Below are 19,208 nucleotides of genomic sequence, written 5' to 3'. Positions count from 1 at the left end.
CATGTCACAGATGCCACCCTGGCGAGGAGGCGGCGCCGTCGGCCGCGGAGGCCGCGTCTCGACCGGGGACGCGGCCCTCCAGCGCAAGCTCAACGCCGAGGCGCCGAAGATCCCGCACCTCTTCCGGCGGATCGCCGAGCTGTTCAGGCCGCACCGCTACGCGCTCGTGCTCACGGTGGTGCTCGTCCTCGCGTCCGCGGCGCTCTCCGTCGCCCCGCCGCTGCTGACCCAGCGGATCTTCGACCAGGGCCTGTTCCCCGCCGGCGGCCACCCGGTGATGTCCGTGCTCGGGCGGCTCGTGGCCCTCATGGTGGGCGCCTACGTGCTCTCCGCCCTGCTCGGGGTCTGGCAGACGTACCTCACCTCGACCGTGGGCAACGCCGTCATGGGGGCGCTGCGCGTGCGCCTCTTCACGCACCTGCAGTCCATGGAGCTCAGCTTCTTCACCCGCACCAAGACCGGCGTGATCCAGTCGCGCCTGCAGAACGACGTGGGCGGGGTCGCCACCGTGCTGGCGAACACCGTGAGCGGGGTGGTCGGCAACGTCGTGACGGTCATCGCGGCGTTCGTGGCCATGGTCGCGCTCAACTGGCAGCTGACGCTCATCGCCGTGGTGCTCATGCCGTTCCTCGTCGTGGCCCAGCGCCGCGTGGGGCAGGTCCGCGCCCGGATCGCCACGAAGACGCAGGAGTCCCTCTCGGACATGACCGCGATCACCCAGGAGTCCCTCAGCGTCTCCGGGATCCTGCTGTCCAAGAGCTTCAACCGCCAGACGGACGAGATCGGCCGGTACTCGGCAGAGAACAACAACCTCGTGAAGCTGCAGATCCGGCAGGCCATGAGCGGGCAGTACTTCTTCGCCCTCGTGACGATCTTCATGTCCTCGATCCCGGCGATCGTGTACCTCGTGGCCGGGTGGCTGCTGACCGGCGGCGCTGGGTTCCCCGGAGCCGGCGCTGGTGGGGCCGCGGGTGCCGGCGGCGCCGCGATCACGGCCGGCACCATCGTGGCGTTCACCAACGTCCAGGCCAGGCTCCTCTTCCCCCTCATCGCCCTCATGCGCGTGGCCCTCGACCTGCAGACCTCGGGCGCCCTGTTCGCCCGCATCTTCGAGTACCTCGACCTCAGGCCCGCCATCGCGGACAAGCCCGGCGCCGCGGCGCTGCCCGACGGGGCGCCCCGGCTCGGCGAGGTCGCCTTCGAGGACGTGACCTTCCGCTACCCGGACGCCAGGGGCGACGACCGGGCCACCCTCGACAGGGTGTCCTTCACCATCGAGCCCGGGCAGTACGCCGCGTTCGTCGGCCCGAGCGGCGCGGGGAAGACCACCGTCTCCTACCTCATCCCCCGCTTCTACGAGGCGAGCTCCGGGTCGGTCCGGTTCGCGGGGCAGGACGTGCGCGACCTCCAGCGCGAATCCCTGGTGGGCCACATCGGCGTCGTCAGCCAGGAGACGTACCTCTTCCACGCGACCATCGCGGAGAACCTGCGCTACGCCAAGGCGGACGCCACCCGCGAGGAGCTCGAGGCGGCGTGCCGGGCTGCCAACATCCACGAGACCATCGCCTCGTTCCCCGACGGGTACGACACGGTGGTGGGGGAGCGCGGCTACCGGCTCTCCGGCGGCGAGAAGCAGCGGATTGCGATCGCGCGGGTGCTGCTGAAGGACCCGGAGGTGCTCATCCTCGACGAGGCCACGAGCGCCCTCGACACCATCTCCGAGCGCGTGGTCCAACAGGCCCTCGATGCCGCCTCCCACGGGCGGACCACCATCGCGATCGCGCACCGGCTCTCCACCGTGGTGGGGGCGGACGTCATCTATGTCGTGGACCGGGGCCGCATCGTGGAGCACGGGACGCACTCGGAGCTCCTCGCCGCGGACGGCGCGTACGCCCGGCTCTACCGCGAGCAGGCCGCCGCCCCCTCCCCGGCGCGGACGGCGCCCACCCCCTGACCCGCCCACCCCCCCGGCCCCCTTCGGCCCCCGTCCCCGACCCGCGTCCCTCCCCGTTTCGGGTACGCATCTCGTCGCCCTTTAGCGGTTTCGGGTACGCATCTCGTCGCCCTTTCCCGCTCTCGGGTACGAGGGTGCCGCGGACGACGCCGGGTGCCCCACCTGCGCGGGTCGGGCACCCGCCGTCGTGCGTACCAGGAACCCCGAAAAGGCGACGAGATGCGTACCCGAAAGGGAGAAACCCCGACGAGATGCGTACCCGAAACGGAGCAGGGGGGAGAAGGGAGGGTCGGGGAGAGCGGAATCATAGTGGGCCAGTTGGAGGATCAACAAACGGGCGTGGGATGATGGAAAGGATGACTTCTCAGACGCGAACCCCGAACCCGGAGAGCCAGCCCCCCGCCCGCACCGCAGCCGGGGCCGCCCAGGAGCGACCCCAGGTGCTCCCGACGGCCGAGGGCTGGGAGCAGCAGCGCACCCCCGAGGGCCGCCCGCTGCTCCAGTTCGCCTCGCCCCGCGTCAAGCAGCCCCCGCAGCACCTCGCGGACCTGAGCCTCGAGGAGCGCCAGGCCAAGGCCAAGGAGCTCGGACTGCCGGCGTTCCGCGCCAAGCAGCTCTCCACCCACTACTTCCAGCACTGGACCGCGGACCCCGAGGCCATGAGCGACCTGCCCAAGGCCGGCCGCGAGGAGCTCGTCGGGCAGCTGTTCCCGCCGCTGCTGAGCGAGGTCCGCCGCCTCAAGACGGACGACGGCAACACCATCAAGTTCCTCTGGCGCCTCTTCGACGGCGCGCTCGTCGAGTCCGTGCTGATGCGCTACCCGGGCCGCATCACCCTGTGCGTCTCGTCCCAGGCGGGCTGCGGCATGAACTGCCCGTTCTGCGCGACGGGCCAGGCCGGGCTCACCCGCAACATGTCCACGGCCGAGATCGTGGACCAGGTCGTCGCAGCGAACCGCCTCATCGCCGCCGGCGAGCTGGGCACCGCCGAGCACGACGACGAGCGCGTCACCAACATCGTCTTCATGGGCATGGGCGAGCCGCTGGCCAACTACAAGCGCGTCATGAACGCCGTGCACCGCTTCGTGGACCCGGTCCCGATGGGGCTGGGCATGAGCGCCCGCAACATCACCGTCTCGACCGTGGGCCTCGTCCCGGCGATCCGCAAGCTCGCCGACGAGGACCTCCCGGTCACCTTCGCGCTGTCCCTCCACGCGCCCGACGACGAGCTCCGCGACGAGCTCATCCCCGTCAACAACCGCTGGAAGGTCGACGAGGCCCTCGACGCCGCGCACGACTACTACGTCAAGACCGGCCGCCGCGTGAGCATCGAGTACGCGCTCATCAAGGACATGAACGACCACGCCTGGCGCGCGGCGCTCCTGGCCAAGAAGCTCAACCAGCGCGGCCGCGGATGGGTCCACGTGAACCCGATCCCGCTCAACCCCACGCCGGGATCGATCTGGACCTCCTCCGAGCGCCACGTGCAGCAGGAGTTCATCGAGACCCTCCGCGCCGCGGGCGTCCCCACGACCCTGCGCGACACGCGCGGCAAGGAGATCGACGGCGCGTGCGGCCAGCTGGCTGCCGCAGAGTAGGGGCGCGGTGAGCGAAGGGCGCAGCACCGGCCCGAGCACCCCGGCGCACGACGGCGGCACTCGCCCGGGCGGCCCGCTCGCCGTCGCCGGCACGCGGCTGCGGGACTTCGTGCACCAGCTGCTGTTCAGCATCGGCCCGGCGCGGAAGGACCACCAGGCCGCGATCCGGGTCGCCGCGGGACTGTTCATCCCGCTCATCACGCTCGTGGTGCTGGGCCGGCTCGACCTCGCGATTTTTGCGAGCTTCGGCGCGTTCGCCGGCATCTACGGGCGCAACGAGCCGCACCGTGCCCGGATCGTCGCGCAGGTCCGGGCCGGCCTGCTGATGCTGGCCGTGATCCTCGCGGCCACCCTCACCGCCCGGCTCACCCCCGGTGACCTCGTGAGCCCATGGACCATCGTGGTCGGCACCACCATGGTGGCGTGGGCGTGCACGGTGATCGTGGGGTACTGGAGGCTGCGGCCGGCGGGTTCGCTGTTCCACATCTTCGCGTACGCGGCGATCGCCTCGGTGCCGCACCAGCCCCCGCTCGGGGCGGCCATGCTCACCGCGGTTGCCACGGCGGCCCTCTGCCTGCTCATCGGGCTCTCGTCCCGCGTCCACCCGGGGCACCGCACCCCGCTCACGTGGGCGGGCGTCCGTGCGGCCTGGCGTGTGCGGCTCGGGGCGGACGAGCGCCGGGCCCTGTGGCTCGAATCGCTCGGCTACCTCGTCGCGGCCGCCGTCGCGGGGGTGGTCGCCACGATCGTGGGCCAGTCCCTCGGGTTCGGGCACAACTACTGGGCGATGGTCGCCGCCGTCGTGCCACTCGTGGGCCACACGACCCGGCGCCGCGTGGCCCGGGGCGTGCAGCGTATCCTCGGCACCATGGTGGGCCTGGTGGTGCTCGCCGCGATCGTCGCGCTGAAGCCCCAGGCGTGGGCGACGGTCCTGCTCATCGCCGCGTGCCAGTTCGGGGCCGAGATGCTGATCGCGCGGCAGTACTTCCTGGCCCAGGTATGCGTCACCCCGCTCGCGCTCATGTCCACGCTCCTGGTGGTGCGTGTCGATCCGCTGGACCTCCTGCACGACCGCTTCATCGACACCGTGATCGGCGCCGTGGTCGGCGTGGCCGTGGTGATGGCGCCCAGCGCCTGGCGGCGGTGGATCCACTGGCGCTCGCGGTCCGAGCAGCTGGACTGGTAGCTGACGAGGCCCGGGCCCCTCGGCCTCAGCACCCCGGGCTCACGCTGTGATCGCGTGCACCCGCACCGGCGTCATGACCGGCTTCGCGTAGCAGACGGAATCGGCGAGGTCCGTGTAGGGGCCGAAGTTCGGGATCCGGCGGTACCCGGAAGCCTCGTAGAACATCTTCCCGTCGGGCTGGGCGGACCCGGCCTCGGCGAGCATGAGCGTCACCCCGGCCGCATAGGCCTCGGCCTCGAGGGCCACGAGGATCGAGCTCGCGATCCCCGCCCCGCGCGCGTACGGGAGCACGTAGACCCGCTTGACCTCGGCGGTGGTCCGCTCGACCCAGCGCAGGCCGCCGCAGCCGAGCGGCTGGCCCGTGGCCCTCTCGTAGGCGACGAGGAACACGGCGGTGTCCGCGGCCGACGGCGGCTGCCCCGCCTCGTGCGCGGCGTGGCCGTACCGGGCGTCGAGCTCCGCCTGCTGGGCGGCGCGCAGGTCGCGTCCCACGGGGTTGGACCACGGGACCAGCCGGATCGTCAGCTTGGGGTGGGTCTGCATGCCGCCTCCTTGGTGCAGGGAATGCCCTGACGCTACGGGCTGGGTGTTTCGCTTCCATGACGGCCCTGTGAGGAATGTCGAACGGCTGGGTAAAGTCGGCGTACACGGATGCAGAGTGGGGCGGGCGCCGGTTGCCCGCCGAAACGGAGGGGCCATGTCAGCTGCAGCAGAGGTGCGCACGCGGGTGCAGGTGCCGCTCAGATTCGCGGGCGGGTTCACCGCCACGGCGGACGTCTTCACGTTCCAGGGCCTCGTGGACGCCCGCGAGCACCTCCTGCTCGGGCTCGGCGACTGGGAGGGCGCACTGCAGCGGGCACAGGAGGGCGGCGAGCCCCCGCTCGTGCGCCCGCACAGCGAATGCCTCACCGGGGACGTGCTCGGCTCCGAGCGCTGCGACTGCGGCCCGCAGCTGCGCGAGGCCGTGGAGCGGATCTCGGCGGCAGGGGGCTTCCTGCTGTACCTCCGGCAGGAGGGCCGCGGGATCGGGCTGTACGCCAAGCTGGACGCGTACGCCCTCCAGGACCAGGGGCTCGACACCTACGCGGCCAACCGGGCCCTCGGCCGCGGCGACGACGAGCGCGACTACGAGGCCGCCGCGCAGATGCTCGAGGCGCTGGGTGCCACGCGCATCAGGCTCCTGAGCAACAACCCGGACAAGGCCCTCCAGCTCGAGGCCTTCGGGATCGAGGTGGCCGAGCACGTGCCCACTGCGGTGCACCTGTCCGCGAACAATGTCCGCTACCTCAAGGCCAAGCGTGACCACACCTTCCACACCCTCGACCTGGCGGCCGCCGGCGACGTCGAGGTCGACTCGGCCTAGCCCCTGAGCCCGTAGCCCCTGACTCCTGGCCCGCGGCTCCCTGGTCCCCGGGCGGGGCCGGTGCCGGCTCGGGGGCTGCCGAATCCGACCAGCTTTGCGCGGCGCGCGGCGCGGGTGCGCGGCGCGTCGGGCGGCGACACGGTGCCAGGGGCAGCAGAAGCCGGTCGGATTCGGGGATGGCCCTGGCCTCCGTCACCGTCCCGGGCACGACGCCGGCCGCCGCGCCTCGAACACGAGGCCGCGCCCGCCGTCGAACGTCACCGCCTGGAACGAGGCCCCCGAGGCGACCTGTCGGAACCCGAGCCCCTCGTGCAGGGCGATCGAGGCCGTGTTGCGCGCGTTGGCGAGGTAGTAGGCGGCGTCGGCCCGCTCCCAGATCCAGGCGAGCCGGGCCTCGGTGAGCGCGCGGCCGACTCCCCGGCGGCGGGCGGCGGGGTGCACCACGATGCCGCCGAGGTAGTGGCCGGCCGGGGCCGCGCCGTCCGGGGTGGGGTAGCGGTGGGTCTTGGCGTAGCCGAGCAGTGTGCCCTCCGCCGGACCGCCCTCACCCGGGGCGCCCGTGCCGCCCAAACCGCCCCGGGCCAGCGCGACGACCGCGATCCGGTCCGCCCGCGGGGTGAGCGCGCCTGCCGGCCACTCGGGCCGTCCGGCCTCACGGGCCACGGCATTCACGGCCGCCAGATCTGCCGGGACGGCGGGGCGCACTGCCCAGCCCCTTCCGGCGCAGCACCCACGGCTCCCAGGCTCCCGGCCCCGGCCCGCTCGGCGCGAGCCCGTCCCCTCCGTCCCCGCATCCCCCGCGCGGTCCACGGGCGTCAGCGCACCGCGCCGATCGCCTCGCCGAGCGCGCCGAGGGCGAGCGTCACCGAGGCCGGGTTCGCGTTGGGACCCATGAGCCCGATCCGCCAGACGGTGTCGGCGAATTCGCCGACGCCGGAGCCGATCTCGATCGAGTACTGCTCGAGGAGGATCCGGCGCACGCGGGCGGAGGAGACGCCGTCCGGGACGCGCACGGTGGTCAGGCTCGGGAGGCGGCTGCCCTCGGCGGCGAACAGCTCGAGCCCCATGTCCTCGAGCCCCTCGCGCAGGGCGGCGCCGGCGGCCTCGTGCCGCGCCCACACGGTGGGCAGTCCTTCGGCGAGGATCCGGTCGAGCCCGGCCTCGAGGCCCGCGACCATGGTCACCGGCGCGGTGTGGTGGTACGTGCGCGACCGGCCCTGGGCCGCGCCCACGTACCCGCCGAGCAGGCCGATGTCGAAGTACCAGGAGCGCGGCTCGCGCACGCGCCGCTCGAAGGCCCGCTCGGAGACGGTGAACGGGGACAGGCCCGGCGGGACGCCCAGGCACTTCTGCGTGCCCGCGTAGCCGATGTCCACCCCCCACTCGTCCGCGAGGAGCTCGAGCCCGCCGATCGAGGTCACCGCATCCGCGAGCAGGAGCGCGTCCCCCTTGCCTGCCCCGAGGGCGGCGATGTCGGAGCGGACGCCGGTGGACGTCTCGGCGTGCACGGCCGCGATGATCTTCGGCGAGGGATGGGCGGCGAGGACGCGCTCGGCGTCGACCGGATGCCCCCACTCGTGGTCCACGCGCACCACCTCGGCCCCGCAGCGGCGCGCCACCTCGCACATCCGCTCGCCGAACAGCCCGTTGACCGCGACGACGACGGGGTCGCCCGGTTCGACGAAGTTCACGAACGCGGCCTCCATGCCGCCCGAGCCGGTGGCCGAGACGGGCCACGTGCGCGCGTTCGCCGTGCCCCACACCTCCCGCAGCCCGGCGGAGACGCGGTCCAGCCGTTCGATGAACGCCGGGTCCAAGTGGCCGATCACCGGGTGCGACAGGGCGGCCATGACCTCCGGGTACGCGTTGCCGGGGCCCGGCCCGAACAGGTAGCGGAACGGCAGGATCTCACTCATGCGCCCACCCTACCCATGGCGGGGCACGACGTCGCCGGGCCGGGTCGCGGACCCGGCCCGGCGTCGTCGTGCGTCGCCAGCAGCGGAACGGAGCGGTCAGACGCGCGGGCCGGCGAGGTGCTCGAGCTCCACGGCGTCCTCCTCGTTCATGCTCACGTTGACCGTGCGGCGGAAGCCGCGGGTGATCACGAGCAGGCACACCGCGCCGATCCCGAGCCAGATCGCCCCGTACAGGAGGGCGTCCATCTGCAGGTTCGCCCACAGGACGCCGGTCAGGACCATGCCGACCACCGGCAGCACGATGTTGACCAGGATCTCCTTGGGCGTGCGGATCTCCTTCTTGCGCAGCACGAAGAACACCACCACGGTCAGGTTCACGAACGTGAAGGCGATGAGCGCGCCGAAGTTGATCATCGAGGAGATGAACTCGAGCGTGAACGGGATGGCGAGGAGGGAGACCGCGCCGACGAACAGCACCGCGAAGGACGGGGTGCGGAACCGCGGGTGGATGAACGAGAAGAACCGCGAGACCGGGCCGCGGCCGTTGCGGCCCATGACGTAGATCATGCGGGACACGGAGGCGTGCGAGGCGAGGCTCGAGGCCACGGTTGCGGCGAAGGCGGCCGAGGTGAAGAGGACCTTGAACAGCTGGCCGCCGACCTTGAGGGCCATCTCGGGCAGGGTGTCGTCGGTGTTGTCGAAGCCGTCCAGGGTGGGGAAGACGGACTGGCCGAACCAGGCGGCGACGAAGAAGATGGTGCCGCCGATCAGCAGCGCCAGGACGATCGCCTTCGGCACCGTGGTGGCGTCCTTGGCCTCCTCCGTGTACATCGTGATGGCGTCGAAGCCGATGAAGGAGAAGCACACCACGGTCGCGCCGCTGATGACCGCCGAGGCGTCCACGCCGCCGTGGAAGAGCGGGGCCGAGCTGAAGACCGCGCCGGTGCCCGTGCCGTGGGCGAGCGCGTTCCAGGCCAGGACCACGAACGCCCCGATCAGCACCACCTCGAAGACCACGAGGATGCCGTTGATCTTCGACGTCGAGTTCATGCTCCACAGGTTCATCGCGGTGATGACGACGACGTAGGCCACGACCCAGATCCACGAGGGCACGTCCGGGAAGAACGACTCCATGTAGATGCGCACGATCACAGCGTTCACGAGCGGCAGGAGGAGGTAGTCGAGCAGGGACGCCCAGCCGACGAGGAAGCCCACGTTCGGGTGCATCGTCTCCGACGTGTAGGTGTAGGCGGAGCCCGCCGAGGGGAAGAAGCGGGTCATCCGGCCATAGCTGATCGCGGTGAAGACCATGGCGACGAGCGCGACCAGGTAGGCCAGAGGGACCACGCCGTTGGTCTCGCCGGAGACGATGCCGAACGTGTCGAAGACAGTGGTCGGGGTCATGTACCCGAGGCCGAGGCCGACGATGGCCCACAGGCCCAGCGACCGCTTGAGCGTGGAGGAGTTCTGGGACATCAGCAGTATTGTCCTTCGTGTGTGTCCGCCGTCACAAACGACGGCGGGCGGGTGGCGGCCCGGGACCGGGCTGGGGACTGTCACCCCTCGGGTGGAGGCTGTGCGCGTGGTGGTCAGGCGTGCGCCGGGATGGCCGGCTGCTGCTGGGTGATGCAGTGGATCCCGCCCCCGCGGGAGAAGATGACCCGGGCATCGACGGCGCTCACGTGCCGTCCCCGGTAGGCGTCGGCGAGGAGGCGCAGGGCCTTCTCGTCGTGCGGGTCGTTGAACGTGCAGGCCACGAGCCCGCCGTTGACTGCCACGTGGTTGATGTAGCTGAAGTCGACCCAGCCCTCCTCGTCGTGCAGCTGGGCCGGGGCCGGGACCTCGATGATGGTCCACGGCGTCCCGTCCACGGTGCGCGAGGCGTGCAGGGCCTCCAGAATCTGGCCGGTGACCTCGTGGTCGGGGTGCTCGGGGCTGTGCTGGACGTGGACCAGGAGAGTCCCCGGGCTGGGGATCGCCGCGACGAGGTCCACGTGGCCGCGGGTGCCGAAGCGCTCCGAGTCCCGGGTGAGGCCGCGGGGGAGCCAGACGGCGTGGCGCGCGCCGATCGTGCGCTCGAGCTCGGCCTCGACCTGGGCCTTGGTGACGCCGGGGTTGCGGCCCGGGTCGAGCTGGACCGTCTCGGTGAGCAGCACCGTGCCGCGCCCGTCGACCTGGATCCCGCCGCCCTCGTTCACCAGCCGGCTCCGGACGGGCTCGGCGCCCGCGGCGGCGGCGACCGTGCCGCCGATCCGGGCGTCGTTCTCCCACGAGGCCCAGTCCTGCTGGCCCCAGCCGTTGAACACCCAGTCGACGGCGCCGAGGCGGGCGGGGCCGCCGCCTGCGGGGCCACCGCCTGCGGTGCCGCCGCCTGTGGTGCCGGCGTCGTCGGAGGGGCCGCCGAGCACGAAGCTCGGCCCCATGTCCCGCATCCAGGCGTCGTCGAGGGGCGCCTCGAGGAGGTCGACCCTCGGGTCCAGGTACGCCTCGGCGATCCGGCGGTCCTCCGGCCGGACCACCATGGTCACCGGCTCGTACCGGCGGGCCGCATGGGCGACCGCGGCCCAGGCGGCGCGGGACTCGTGCGCGTCCTCGTCCGTCTCGCCGAGCGTGTACCCGCCGGAGGGCCACGCCATCCAGAGCCGCTCGTGCGGGTCGGTCTCCGCGGGCATCCGCCAGCTCATGCGTCCGCCCCCTGAAGCTCATCCGCCCGCTGCGGGGGGACGGCCGAGGGCGAGACGGACGACGCCGGTGCGTCGCCGCCGTCGTGCGTCCCGCCCGGGCGGGCGGCCGGCTCGGGCGAGCCCAGCGGGCCGGCGGTGCCGAACGGGTGCGCGGGGTTCACGGGCGCGGTGAGCGCGGCGTAGGTGTCCGGGCGGCGGGTGGTGAGGAACGGGAAGAGGGTGAGCCAGTCGCGGCGGGAATCGAGGTCGAGGTCCGCCACGAGCACGGCCGAGCCCTCGCGCGGGGCGCGGGCCAGGATGCGGCCGTAGGGGTCCGAGATGAAGGACGAACCGTAGAAGGTCACCAGGCCCTCGGAGCCCCAGCGGTTGGGGACCACCATGAACGTGCCGTTGGCGATCCCGTTGCCCACGATCACCTGCCGCCACAGCGGCTCGGTGTCGAAGTCGGGGTGGCCGGGCTCGGAGCCGATCGCGGTCGGGTACGCGAGGACCTCCGCGCCGGCGAGCGAGTAGGCGCGGGCGAGCTCGGGGAACCACTCGTCCCAGCACGTCGGCAGGCCGAGGCGGGCGCCGCCGAGCTCCGCGGGGGAGTGGACCGGGTAGGGCGTGCCCTGCTGGCCGTGGGCGGGCTGCTGGGGCCCGGGGCGGAAGAACTTGTCCTCGTAGTAGCCCTCGGTCACCGGGATGTGGAGCTTGTCCGTCGCGGCGAGGAGGGCGCCGCCGGGGGCCACGAGGATGGCGGTGTTGTAGCCGAGCGGGTCGCCGGCGTCGCCCTTGCGGTAGAGGCTCGCGTGGACGCACACGCCGTGGGCGGCCGCGGCGCGACGGGCGAACGCGAGCGTCCGGCCGCTCTCGAGGTCTTCGGCGATGCTGCTGGGCGTGTAGTCGGGCAGCGTGTCCGCCGGGTAGCGGGAGAGCGTGAGCTCGGGGAGGAAGACGACCGTGGCGCCGTGGGCCGCCGCGCGGCCGATGCCCTCCCCGAGTTCGGCCTCGGTCGCGGCCGGGTCCTCGTGCCAGCGGTGCTGGACGACGCCGACCCGCAGGGGAGCGCGGCGGGGAGCCTCGGTGTCCGTGCGGGCCCACGACACCGGGGGCTGCAGGGCAAGGATCTCGTGCATGGAAGTCCTTCGGGGGAAGTCGGGAGAGCCGGTGGGACTCGGAGCGGGCGCGGGGTCGGCGCCCTAAATGAATGACGTTCGTTTATTAGAACAAGTGACCTGCGCCACGGTCAACCCCCTCCCCATTGAGGGGTCATGTCCCTGCGTTGAGGGGTCATGTCCCAGGGGTGAGGGGTCATGTCCCTGCCGCGCGGCCGTGGCCGCCGGCGGCCACGCCCCTCCGCCGTCCCCTAGACTCCGAACCATGGACTCCCCCGCTCCCGACTCCCGCGAGGCCGCGCCCATCGCCCCGCGGCGCCGCGGCCGTCCGCCGAGGCCCGTCCTCTCGCGGGGGAAGATCACAACGGCGGCGCTCGCCGTCGTCGCCCGCGCGGGTTACCCGGGGCTCACGATGGCGGCCCTGGCGCGCGAGCTCAAGACCGCGCCGTCGGCCCTCTACAACCATGTGGAGTCGAAGGACGAGGTCCTGAACTGGGTGCAGGACGACGTCTGCGAGACGATCGACACCTCGGGCTTCGGCACGGACCCCTGGGATCTCGCGCTCTCCCGCTGGGCCTACTCCTACCGCGCGGCGTTCGCGCCGCACCCCCCGCTCATCCCCATCATCGCGGTCTTCCCGGTGGCCGGAGCCCCGCACACCCTCGCCATGTATGAGCGGGTGGCCGCTGGGCTTCGCGGGGGCGGATGGCCCGAGGACATGGTGGTGGATGTGATCGTTGCGGTCGAGTCGTTCGTGCTCGGCTCGGCCATGGACGTCTCGGCGCCGGAGGGGATCTTCGACGTCGGCGAGCGCGGCGACCTCGCGCCCACCTTCGCGGCCGCCGTTGCCGCGCGTCCGGCGAGGGGTGCCGCCTCGGCGGACGCTGCCTTCGGGCTGGGGCTCAGTGCCCTCATCGCCGGCCTCCGGGGCACGCTCGCGGCAGTGCGGGCCACCCGCGGCTGACCGCTCGGCGGATGCAGGTGACCCCTCAACGTAGGGACATGACCCCTCAACTGGGGGCAGAGGAGGGGTTGTCGGCCGGTTGATAATGAACTACATTCATTTTGAGACCTCCCCCACACCCTCCCTTTCGAAGGAAGAGCATCATGTCCCAGCCACAGACTCCTGCCCCCCGGACCCGCGAGGCCGATGTCGTCGTCGTCGGTGCCGGCCCCGCCGGCCTCATGGCCGCCCGGACCCTCGCGAAGGAGGGCCAGCGCGTCGTCGTGCTCGAGGCGCGCGACCGCGTGGGCGGCCGCACCTGGAGCGACACCATCGACGGAGCGTTCCTCGAGATCGGCGGCCAGTGGATCAGCCCCGACCAGACCGAGCTGCTGGGCCTTGTCGACGAGCTCGGCAAGGAGACCTTCCAGCGCTACCGCGAGGGCGAGAACGTCTACGTCGCCCCGGACAGCACCCGCACGGTCTACGCCGGCGCGGACTTCCCGGTCTCCCCGGGCACGCTCGCCGAGGTGGAGCGCCTCACCGCCATCCTCGACTCCCTGGCCGCCGAGCTGGGCGCCGAGGAGCCCTGGGCGCACCCGAAGGCGCGCGAGCTCGACACGGTCAGCTTCCACCACTGGCTCCGCGGGCAGTCCGCCGACGAGGAGGCCTGCAACCTCGTGGGCCTCTTCATCGCCGGCGGCATGCTGACCAAACCGGCCCACGCGTTCTCCGCCCTCCAGGCCGTGCTCATGGCGGCCTCGGCCGGCTCCTTCAGCAACCTCCTCGACGAGGACTTCATCCTCGACAAGCGTGTGGTCGGCGGCATGCAGTCCGTGAGCGAGGCCATGGGCGCCGAGCTCGGCGACGCCGTCATCCTCGGCGCCCCCGTGCGCACGCTGGAGTGGGGCGAGCAGGGCGTCACCGCGACGGCCGACGGCGGCACCGCCGGCCGCGTCACGGTCACCGCGCGCCGGGCGATCCTCGCGGTCCCGCCCACGCTGTACAGCCGGATCTCCTACGTCCCGGCCCTGCCGCGGCGCCAGCACCAGCTGCACCAGCACCTCTCCATGGGCCTGGTCGTCAAGGTCCACGCGGTCTATGACCGCCCGTTCTGGCGCGAGGCGAACCTCTCCGGCACGTGCTTCGGCGCGGACCAGCTCGTGCAGGAGGTCTACGACAACACGAACCACGGCGACTCCCGCGGCACCCTCGTGGGCTTCGTCTCCGACGAGAAGGCCGACGCGGTGTTCCGTCTGTCCCCCGAGGAGCGCAGGGCCGCGATCCTCGCCTCGATCGCGCACTACCTCGGCGACAAGGCCCTGGCCCCCGAGGTCTACTACGAGTCGGACTGGGGCTCGGAGGAGTGGACGCGCGGCGCCTATGCGGCGAGCTTCGACCTCGGCGGCCTGTCCCGGTACGGCGCGGACCAGCGCACGCCCGTGGGTCCGATCCACTGGGCCTGCTCGGACCTGGCAGCTGAGGGCTACCAGCACGTGGACGGCGCCCTGCGCATGGGCCGACGCGCGGCCCGCGAGGCCATCGACGCGCTCGCCCCGACCCGCTGACCGCCGGAGGCCGCACCGACAGCGGAGCGCACAGCGGCGCTGGGCCGGCCACGCAGGCCGGCCCGCCGCCGTCGTCCGGGGGCTACTTCTTCCTGAACTGGTCCAGCTGGTTGTAGTGGTCCGCCAGGAGGTAGTAGACCGTGGGGCGCTGGCGGCGGGAGGTGCCCTTCATCCTCTCGCCGACGGACGTGATGGCCGCGTCGAGGTCAGCGTCGTCCTCGGTGCGGCCGAGCTTCTTCTTCAGGAAGCCGTCGCGGACGCGGTCCGTCTCGGCCTTGTCCCCGAAGGAGATGAGGGACGCGTCAGCGCTCCGCAGCGAGATGCCGCAGTGCCGGACGATGCCGGCAATGGCCTCGTCGTCGGCGTCGGGTGCGAATTTCTTGATCTGCTCAGCCCAGTCGACAGCCATGGGATAGCTCCTTCAGGTCACGGATCAGGGTCCGGAAGGGCCCGTGGCGGTCACCCTACTGATCGGCGGCGCGGAGCGACAGCATCGATAACGCCGGAAGGGCGCTCGCTCCCGTTGGCGGTTCAGCCCGTCTCGGCCCGGCGGACGGCACCCGAGACTCGCCAGGCGAACCCGCGGTACTCGTAGACCGGGTCGAGGCCGGCCGCACGCACCACCTCGATCATGGCCCGCGGCGAGTGCGCGTAGCCGCGGAAGGACCGGCCGCCCAGGCGCAGCAGGCCGTTGCCCACCGCCAGCCCGGCCCGCGTGACGGGGTTCGCGGGCGGGTAGCTGAAGACGATCGCGCGCCGGGCGTGCGCGGCCGCGGCGCCGAGCAGCCGCGCGTAGTCGGGGTAGCAGCACACCACGCGATGGAGGATGACCACGTCGGCCGGCTCGACGGCGTCGGGCGCCTCCGCGATGTCCACACCGAGGCGGCGCGAGGCCCGGCCCGTCATCCCGGCGTCCGCCAGGAGCCTCGCCGCGTCCGCCTCGTAGGCGTCGGAGAGCTCGAGGTTCTCGGTCCTGCCGGCGCCGCGCCGGAGGAGTTCGAGCTGGATCTCGCCGGCGCCGCCGCCGATCTCGAGCACGCGGGCACCTTCGATCCCCGAGCCGGCCAGGAAGTCGACGATCCGCTGCTCGACCGGACGCAGCCCCTTCTTCTCGTACCTCCTCGCGATGCTGCGGGAGAACCGCGAGGTGAAGACCGCGCTGTACTTCGTGGGGTCGGTGTTCCGGGGGGTGGGGCCGCAGCAGCCGGACATGGGTCCAGTATGCGGCACCGTTGACGCGCGCGGGATGGACGGAAAGGCTGGGCGCATGGCAGATCAGACGGTCCAGGCGGACGTGTGCGTGGTCGGGGCCGGCCTTGCCGGGCTCGTGGCGGCGGTCGAGGCCGCCGACGCCGGGCGGGAGGTCGTGGTCCTCGACCAGGAGCCGCCGCAGTCGCTCGGCGGGCAGGCACACTGGTCCCTCGGCGGCCTCTTCCTCGTCGGCTCGCCCGAGCAGCGGCGCATGGGCGTGCGGGACTCGCTCGCGCTGGCCCGGCAGGACTGGTTCGGGTCCGCCCAGTTCGACCGCCCCGAGGACTACTGGCCCAGGCTCTGGGCGGAGGCCTACCTCGACTTCGCCGCCGGGGAGAAGCGGGCCTGGCTGCACGGGATGGGCGTGCGCTTCTTCCCCGTGGTGGGCTGGGCCGAGCGCGGCGACGGGCGCGCGGACGGCCACGGCAACTCCGTGCCCCGCTTCCACCTCGCCTGGGGCACCGGCCCCGGCGTCCTCGCGCCGTTCATCCGGCGCGCCCGGGCGCATGCCGACGCCGCCCGCATCCGCTTCCTGTTCCGGCACCGGGTCGACGAGGTGGTGACGCACGACGGCGCCGCGACCGGCGTGCGCGGAGCCCGCCTCGCGCCGTCGGACGCCGAGCGGGGGAAGGCGAGCAGCCGGCAGATGGTGGGGGAGTTCGAGGTGGAGGCGGGGGCGGTCGTGATCGCCTCCGGCGGGGTCGGTGGGAACCACGAGATGGTGCGGCGGCTGTGGCCCGAGCGGCTCGGCACGCCCCCGCGCACCATGGTGGCGGGCGTGCCGGCCCACGTGGACGGACGGATGCTCCCGATCGCCGAGGCGGCCGGCGCACGCGTCATCAACGGGGACCGCATGTGGCACTACACGGAGGGGCTGCGGAACTGGAACCCGGTCTGGGAGAACCACGGCATCCGGATCCTGCCGGGCCCGTCCTCCGTGTGGTTGGACGCCCTGGGCCGGCGCCTGCCGGCGCCGCTGTTCCCGGGGTTCGACACCCTCGGGACGCTCAAGCACCTGCGGGCCACAGGGTACGACTACTCGTGGTTCGTGCTCACCCAGTCGATCATCGAGAAGGAGTTCGCGCTCTCGGGGTCCGAGCAGAATCCCGACCTGACGGGCAAGGACTTCCGGCTCCTCGCCTCGCGGCTGCGGCCGGGCGCGGCGGCGCCGATCGAGGCGTTCAAGGAGCACGGCGAGGACTTCGTCGTCGCCCGGACCCTGGGTGAACTCGTCGAGGGGATGAACCGGGTGGGGGAGCCCGCCCTGGTGTCCGAGCCCGCGGTCCGGGCCGTCCTCGAGGCGCGCGACGCCGAGATCGAGAACGCCTTCGGCAAGGACGCCCAGGTCACGTTCCTGCGCGCGCACCGGAAGTACCTCGGGGACCGCCTCATCCGGGTGGCCGCGCCGCACCGGATTCTGGACCCCAAGCACGGCCCGCTCATCGCGGTGCGGCTGAACATCCTCACCCGCAAGACCCTCGGCGGGCTCGAGACCGACCTGTCCGGCCGCTGCCTGGCCCGATCGGGGAGACCCGTCCCCGGGCTGTTCGCTGCGGGGGAGGCCGCCGGCTTCGGCGGCGGCGGGATGATGGGCTACAACGCGCTCGAGGGCACGTTTCTGGGCGGCTGCCTCTTCTCGGGGCGCGTGGCGGGGCGGGCCGCCGGGGCCTAGGAGAGCGCGACGGGGAGGGACCGGTCCCCAGAGGGGAATCTGAACGTGAGGGTGAGGGACCGTGCGCTCGCGGGGACGACGAACCGGACCACTCCCGTCTTGCTCGACTCCGACGAGACGAGTTCGTCGAGGCCCGAAGTGGGTGAGTAGACGTCCGGACCGGCCGCGATGCGGAACGTCGCATCCCAGAAGTTGGCGTCATACCGGCCGTAGTTGAAGCACCGCACGGTGAACTCGAGCGCGCTCATGCCGTCGGCATCGGACCTGGCCGTTGCGCTCACCACCGTGTACTCGAGGTCTCCCACGCGCTGGGGCTGGTTCGTGACGTGGACGGCGGCAACGGGTTGTGAGGAGGCCGCTGCCCCAGCGGCGGAGCCTCCGCCGGCTGTGCGCTCCGGACTGGCGGCCGCTGCGCTCTTCACCGCCGTGGTGGTGGGTGCCGCCTGCGAGTTGAGCTGGACGAGGCCGAAGAACAGCCCGGCGAGGGCGGTGATCAGCGCGGCCACGCCGGTGAGAATCCCGGGAAGGGTGCTCCACCACGACGGGGGACGATGTTCTTCGGAGTCCGACATGCCGATCACCTGAGGAGGGAAGTCCCGCGATGGGGCCAGCCCCTCCCATGGTAGGCCTCCCTGCCGCCGCAGACACAGGCTTGGCGGGTGCAGGCACGCATGGAAAAGGCCCCCGGTCCGAGGGGACCGGGGGCCTTCGCGAGTTGCGGGGGCAGGATTTGAACCTACGACCTCTGGGTTATGAGCCCAGCGAGCTACCGAACTGCTCCACCCCGCGGCGCTTGATCTACTTTACACGCCCGGCGGGCCGGGACGAAATCGGCGCCCAGGACACCCGATTGCTTCCCGCCCTACCGGGGTAAGGAGCGCGCATGACCGACCAGAACGCTGCCCAGACCGCGCAGAAGGAGTCCTCGGCCCCGCCGCCTGAGGACGAGTCGAAGCCGGAACGCATCCGCGACGTCACCAAGCCTTCCTGGAAGTACATCGCCCTGAAGACCTTCCGCGAGTTCAGCAACGACGCCTGCCCGGACCTCGCGGCGTCGCTGACCTACTACGCGGTGCTCTCCCTGTTCCCGGCCCTCCTCGCCCTCGTCTCGATCCTCGGGCTGTTCGGACAGGCCGAGACGACCGTGAACGGGATGATGGACATCGTCCAGTCGGTGGCCCCGGGCGCCGCGGCGGACACGGTCCGGGGGCCGGTCGAGGAACTCGTGAAGAGCCCGGCGGCCGGCCTCGCCCTTATCGGCGGCATCCTCGGCGCCCTCTGGTCCGCGTCGGGCTACGTGGGCGCGTTCGGGCGCGCCATGAACCGCATCTATGAGATCGGGGAGGGCCGCGGCTTCCTCCGGCTCCGCGGCACCATGCTGGCCGTGACGATCGCCTCGGTGATCCTCGTGGCGATCGTCTCCGCCATGCTCGTGCTGAGCGGTCCCGTCGCGGAGGCCGTGGGCAACGTGATCGGGCTCGGCGGGGTGGCCGTCATGGTCTGGAACATCGCCAAGTGGCCGGTCCTGCTGGCCCTCGTCATCGTCCTCATCGCGACCCTCTACTACTTCACCCCCAACGTGAAGCAGCCCAAGTTCCGCTGGGTCACGGCCGGCTCGTTCATCGCCCTGCTCGTGCTCGCCGTGACGACCGCCGGCTTCGGGTTCTACGTGGCCAACTTCGGCCACTACAACAAGACCTACGGGGCGCTCGGCAGCGTGATCATCCTGCTGCTGTGGCTCTGGCTCGTGAACATGTCGCTGCTCTTCGGCGCCGAGTTCGACGCCGAGACCGAGCGCGGCCGCGAGCTCCAGGCCGGGATCGGGGCGGAGGAGTCGATCCAGCTGCCCCCCAAGGACACCGCCCAGATCGAGAAGAAGCAGAAGGTCGCCCTGGAGGACATCCGCAAGGCGCGCGAGCTGCGGCAGGGGCTCGCCCGCCCGAATGAGTAGGCCGGGAGCCGCCTAGGCCCACAGA

17 protein-coding genes and 1 tRNA gene are annotated in these 19,208 nt (G+C 72.2%); 8 read left to right on the top strand and 10 right to left on the bottom strand.

Annotated elements, in window-relative coordinates:
* Position 1: 1 nt before the first annotated feature.
* From ACYVKZ_RS08035 to ACYVKZ_RS08025, 3 genes are all read left to right on the top strand, one after another.
* Positions 2-1,954 carry an ABC transporter ATP-binding protein gene (locus ACYVKZ_RS08035; RefSeq protein WP_460991625.1) on the top strand — a complete coding sequence of 651 codons (1,953 nt, stop codon included), beginning with the start codon at positions 2-4 and terminating at the stop codon, positions 1,952-1,954.
* 356 nt (positions 1,955-2,310) lie between these two features.
* The gene (gene rlmN, locus ACYVKZ_RS08030; RefSeq protein WP_460991624.1) at positions 2,311-3,552 is read left to right on the top strand and encodes a dual-specificity RNA methyltransferase RlmN; all 1,242 of its coding nucleotides are present in this window, start codon (positions 2,311-2,313) and stop codon (positions 3,550-3,552) included.
* Positions 3,553-3,673: 121 nt separating this feature from the next.
* Complete coding sequence (locus tag ACYVKZ_RS08025; RefSeq protein ID WP_460991863.1) at positions 3,674-4,738, top strand: FUSC family protein; 1,065 nt, start codon at positions 3,674-3,676, stop codon at positions 4,736-4,738.
* Between the two features lie 39 nt (positions 4,739-4,777).
* Here the strand turns inward: ACYVKZ_RS08025 and ACYVKZ_RS08020 are convergent, their stop codons facing one another.
* Positions 4,778-5,281: a GNAT family N-acetyltransferase gene (locus ACYVKZ_RS08020; protein WP_460991623.1), complete on the bottom strand. Its 504-nt coding sequence runs from the start codon at positions 5,279-5,281 to the stop codon at positions 4,778-4,780.
* Positions 5,282-5,435: 154 nt separating this feature from the next.
* Here ACYVKZ_RS08020 and ACYVKZ_RS08015 point away from each other — a divergent pair, with 154 nt between their 5' ends.
* Positions 5,436-6,101 carry a GTP cyclohydrolase II gene (locus tag ACYVKZ_RS08015; RefSeq protein WP_460991622.1) on the top strand — a complete coding sequence of 222 codons (666 nt, stop codon included), beginning with the start codon at positions 5,436-5,438 and terminating at the stop codon, positions 6,099-6,101.
* A 192-nt stretch (positions 6,102-6,293) separates the two neighbouring features.
* Here the strand turns inward: ACYVKZ_RS08015 and ACYVKZ_RS08010 are convergent, their stop codons facing one another.
* From ACYVKZ_RS08010 to ACYVKZ_RS07990, 5 genes are all read right to left on the bottom strand, one after another.
* A complete protein-coding gene (locus tag ACYVKZ_RS08010; RefSeq protein ID WP_460991621.1) occupies positions 6,294-6,806 on the bottom strand; it encodes a GNAT family N-acetyltransferase in 513 nt (170 codons plus the stop codon).
* Positions 6,807-6,916: 110 nt separating this feature from the next.
* The gene (locus ACYVKZ_RS08005) at positions 6,917-8,017 is read right to left on the bottom strand and encodes a pyridoxal-phosphate-dependent aminotransferase family protein (protein ID WP_460991620.1); all 1,101 of its coding nucleotides are present in this window, start codon (positions 8,015-8,017) and stop codon (positions 6,917-6,919) included.
* Between the two features lie 96 nt (positions 8,018-8,113).
* Positions 8,114-9,493 (bottom strand): APC family permease, encoded by a 1,380-nt coding sequence (locus ACYVKZ_RS08000; RefSeq protein WP_460991619.1) that lies wholly within the window; start codon positions 9,491-9,493, stop codon positions 8,114-8,116.
* Positions 9,494-9,606: 113 nt separating this feature from the next.
* Positions 9,607-10,701 (bottom strand): agmatine deiminase family protein, encoded by a 1,095-nt coding sequence (locus ACYVKZ_RS07995; RefSeq protein ID WP_460991618.1) that lies wholly within the window; start codon positions 10,699-10,701, stop codon positions 9,607-9,609.
* The gene (locus ACYVKZ_RS07990) at positions 10,698-11,819 is read right to left on the bottom strand and encodes a nitrilase-related carbon-nitrogen hydrolase (RefSeq protein ID WP_460991617.1); all 1,122 of its coding nucleotides are present in this window, start codon (positions 11,817-11,819) and stop codon (positions 10,698-10,700) included. The genes ACYVKZ_RS07995 and ACYVKZ_RS07990 overlap by 4 nt, the downstream gene beginning before the upstream one ends.
* A gap of 244 nt (positions 11,820-12,063) precedes the next feature.
* On the opposite strand from ACYVKZ_RS07990, the gene ACYVKZ_RS07985 reads away from it, so the two are divergent.
* Together ACYVKZ_RS07985 and ACYVKZ_RS07980 are read left to right on the top strand one after the other, a co-directional pair.
* Positions 12,064-12,762, top strand: a complete 699-nt coding sequence (locus tag ACYVKZ_RS07985; protein ID WP_460991616.1) for a TetR/AcrR family transcriptional regulator — start codon at positions 12,064-12,066, stop codon at positions 12,760-12,762.
* 143 nt (positions 12,763-12,905) lie between these two features.
* Complete coding sequence (locus ACYVKZ_RS07980) at positions 12,906-14,309, top strand: flavin monoamine oxidase family protein (RefSeq protein ID WP_460991615.1); 1,404 nt, start codon at positions 12,906-12,908, stop codon at positions 14,307-14,309.
* Positions 14,310-14,391: 82 nt separating this feature from the next.
* Here the strand turns inward: ACYVKZ_RS07980 and ACYVKZ_RS07975 are convergent, their stop codons facing one another.
* Together ACYVKZ_RS07975 and ACYVKZ_RS07970 are read right to left on the bottom strand one after the other, a co-directional pair.
* On the bottom strand, positions 14,392-14,718 hold the full coding sequence (locus ACYVKZ_RS07975; protein ID WP_460991614.1) for a DUF2853 family protein: 327 nt from the start codon (positions 14,716-14,718) through the stop codon (positions 14,392-14,394).
* A gap of 122 nt (positions 14,719-14,840) precedes the next feature.
* A complete protein-coding gene (locus tag ACYVKZ_RS07970; protein ID WP_460991613.1) occupies positions 14,841-15,521 on the bottom strand; it encodes a methyltransferase domain-containing protein in 681 nt (226 codons plus the stop codon).
* 55 nt (positions 15,522-15,576) lie between these two features.
* Here ACYVKZ_RS07970 and ACYVKZ_RS07965 point away from each other — a divergent pair, with 55 nt between their 5' ends.
* Positions 15,577-17,232, top strand: coding sequence for an FAD-binding dehydrogenase (locus tag ACYVKZ_RS07965; protein ID WP_460991612.1), 1,656 nt, complete (start codon positions 15,577-15,579; stop codon positions 17,230-17,232).
* Here ACYVKZ_RS07965 and ACYVKZ_RS07960 read toward each other — a convergent pair.
* Positions 17,229-17,804, bottom strand: a complete 576-nt coding sequence (locus tag ACYVKZ_RS07960) for a hypothetical protein (protein ID WP_460991611.1) — start codon at positions 17,802-17,804, stop codon at positions 17,229-17,231. The genes ACYVKZ_RS07965 and ACYVKZ_RS07960 overlap by 4 nt on opposite strands.
* A gap of 143 nt (positions 17,805-17,947) precedes the next feature.
* Positions 17,948-18,021 (bottom strand) — tRNA-Met (locus ACYVKZ_RS07955).
* Positions 18,022-18,115: 94 nt separating this feature from the next.
* On the opposite strand from ACYVKZ_RS07955, the gene ACYVKZ_RS07950 reads away from it, so the two are divergent.
* Positions 18,116-19,183, top strand: coding sequence for a YihY/virulence factor BrkB family protein (locus ACYVKZ_RS07950; protein ID WP_460991610.1), 1,068 nt, complete (start codon positions 18,116-18,118; stop codon positions 19,181-19,183).
* Positions 19,184-19,208 lie beyond the last annotated feature (25 nt).

This window comes from Sinomonas soli (assembly GCF_054782415.1).
Note: the sequence above shows the minus strand (reverse complement) of the source record. Positions and strands in the feature narration are given on the sequence as shown.

Coding starts and splice junctions, on each gene's coding strand:
- ACYVKZ_RS08035 (WP_460991625.1), top strand. CDS start 2: ATGTCACAGATGCCACCCTGGCGAGGAGGCGGCGCCGTCGGCCGCGGA.
- rlmN (WP_460991624.1), top strand. CDS start 2,311: ATGACTTCTCAGACGCGAACCCCGAACCCGGAGAGCCAGCCCCCCGCC.
- ACYVKZ_RS08020 (WP_460991623.1), bottom strand. CDS start 5,281: ATGCAGACCCACCCCAAGCTGACGATCCGGCTGGTCCCGTGGTCCAAC.
- ACYVKZ_RS08015 (WP_460991622.1), top strand. CDS start 5,436: ATGTCAGCTGCAGCAGAGGTGCGCACGCGGGTGCAGGTGCCGCTCAGA.
- ACYVKZ_RS08005 (WP_460991620.1), bottom strand. CDS start 8,017: ATGAGTGAGATCCTGCCGTTCCGCTACCTGTTCGGGCCGGGCCCCGGC.
- ACYVKZ_RS08000 (WP_460991619.1), bottom strand. CDS start 9,493: ATGTCCCAGAACTCCTCCACGCTCAAGCGGTCGCTGGGCCTGTGGGCC.
- ACYVKZ_RS07995 (WP_460991618.1), bottom strand. CDS start 10,701: ATGAGCTGGCGGATGCCCGCGGAGACCGACCCGCACGAGCGGCTCTGG.
- ACYVKZ_RS07990 (WP_460991617.1), bottom strand. CDS start 11,819: ATGCACGAGATCCTTGCCCTGCAGCCCCCGGTGTCGTGGGCCCGCACG.
- ACYVKZ_RS07985 (WP_460991616.1), top strand. CDS start 12,064: ATGGACTCCCCCGCTCCCGACTCCCGCGAGGCCGCGCCCATCGCCCCG.
- ACYVKZ_RS07980 (WP_460991615.1), top strand. CDS start 12,906: ATGTCCCAGCCACAGACTCCTGCCCCCCGGACCCGCGAGGCCGATGTC.
- ACYVKZ_RS07975 (WP_460991614.1), bottom strand. CDS start 14,718: ATGGCTGTCGACTGGGCTGAGCAGATCAAGAAATTCGCACCCGACGCC.
- ACYVKZ_RS07970 (WP_460991613.1), bottom strand. CDS start 15,521: ATGTCCGGCTGCTGCGGCCCCACCCCCCGGAACACCGACCCCACGAAG.
- ACYVKZ_RS07965 (WP_460991612.1), top strand. CDS start 15,577: ATGGCAGATCAGACGGTCCAGGCGGACGTGTGCGTGGTCGGGGCCGGC.
- ACYVKZ_RS07960 (WP_460991611.1), bottom strand. CDS start 17,804: ATGTCGGACTCCGAAGAACATCGTCCCCCGTCGTGGTGGAGCACCCTT.
- ACYVKZ_RS07950 (WP_460991610.1), top strand. CDS start 18,116: ATGACCGACCAGAACGCTGCCCAGACCGCGCAGAAGGAGTCCTCGGCC.